The sequence below is a fragment of the Kitasatospora sp. NPDC007106 genome, assembly GCF_040634455.1.
GTDB lineage: Bacteria > Actinomycetota > Actinomycetes > Streptomycetales > Streptomycetaceae > Kitasatospora > Kitasatospora arboriphila.
Genome location: NZ_JBEYFP010001231.1, coordinates 1 through 1,389, shown reverse-complemented (window position 1 = coordinate 1,389; position 1,389 = coordinate 1). Strand labels below are relative to the sequence as shown.

General features: G+C 73.2%; 1 protein-coding gene. It reads right to left on the bottom strand.

The genetic code is table 11. The features are described 5' to 3' along the window. Positions 1–91 precede the first annotated feature (91 nt). Positions 92–1,189, bottom strand: coding sequence for a Ku protein (locus ABZ641_RS37380; protein WP_359989040.1), 1,098 nt, complete (start codon positions 1,187–1,189; stop codon positions 92–94). Between the last annotated feature and the right edge of the window lie 200 nt (positions 1,190–1,389).

The following is a 1,389-nucleotide window of genomic DNA, read 5'->3' as shown; positions in this document are numbered from 1 at the left end:
GCCCGCCGCACCCTGGCCCGGCGGCGCGCCCCGGCCGTCCGGCCGGCTCTGAAGGCCCCGGCGGTGCCCCGGCCGTGAAGGCCCCGGCCGGTCAGGACACCGCGCGAAGCCCGTGGCCGGCCTTCTCCACCGCGGCCTGCAGCTCGTCGCGGTTCATCGCCGAGCGGTGCGGGATGCCGAGCTCCGTGGCCCGCTTGTAGAGCTCGGGCTTGGTCAGCTTCGACAGGTCCTCCGCCGCCTTCGACGAACCGACCCGCTTCTTCTCCGGCGCCGCACCGCCGCGGTCCGCCGCCGACGAGGTGCTCTTCTTGCCGCCCGCGGCCTTCGGCGTCCGCCCGGCCTTCGCCTGCGGGGCGGACCCGGTCGCCTCCGCGGCCCCGCCCGAGCCGCGCTTCGCGGACCCGCCGCGGGCGTCGTCCAGGCTCCGCCGCAGGACGTCCATCAGGTCCACGACGTTGGTGGCCTCGGCCGGCGGGCCCTCGGAGAGCACCGTCTCCCGGCCGGCCTGCTTGTCCTCGATGAGGTGGCGGACCTGCTCCTCGAAGGTGTCCCGGTACTCCTCCGGGTCCCAGTCGACGGCCAGCGTGTCGATCAGCTGCTCCGCCGTCCGCAGCTCGGCGCCGCTGAACTCCTCCCGGCCGTCCGGCAGGTCGTCGATCTCCCGGCGCGGGTCCCGCACCTCGTCGGCGAAGTGCATGGTGTGGAGTTCCAGCAGGCCGTTCTCCGAGCGGACGGCCGTCAGGTACTCCTTGCCGCGCATGGAGAACATCGCCAGCCCGGCCCGGTTCGACCGCTCCAGGGCCTTGGTCAGCAGGGCGTAGACCTTGCCGTACTCCTTGCCCTTCGGGCCCAGGTAGTACGTCTTGTCGAAGTAGATCGGCTCGATCTCGCCGAGGTCGACGAAGCCGGAGACGTCGATCGTCCGCGACCGGCCGGGCGAGATCTGCTCCAGTTCCTCCGGCTCCACGACGACGTACTCGCCGTCGCCGACCTCGTAGCCCTTCACGATGTCGCCGAAGGCGACCTCCTCGCCGGTGCGTTCGTTGACCCGGCGGTTGCGCACCCGGTCCGAGGTGCCGCGTTCGAGCTGGTGGAAGCGGACGGTGTGGTTGTCCGTCGCCGTGTACAGCGCCACCGGCACGGTCACGAGGCCGAACGTCAGGACACCCGTCCACACTGGCCTGGCCATCGCCGCTCCTCTCAGCGAGCGCCGCGCACCCCTCCCGGACGGGTTCGCCGGCCGCGTCCTGCGGCGGTCTCGGACGGTCGCCCGCCCGGCGGCGCACGGGTTCACACCGGCTTCCAGGGTACGGACGGAAGGCCCTCGCGGCTCGGCGGCAACGGCCCCGACCAGTGTCTTTCGCGGCCGGGGAAGGGATCCGGCCCGTC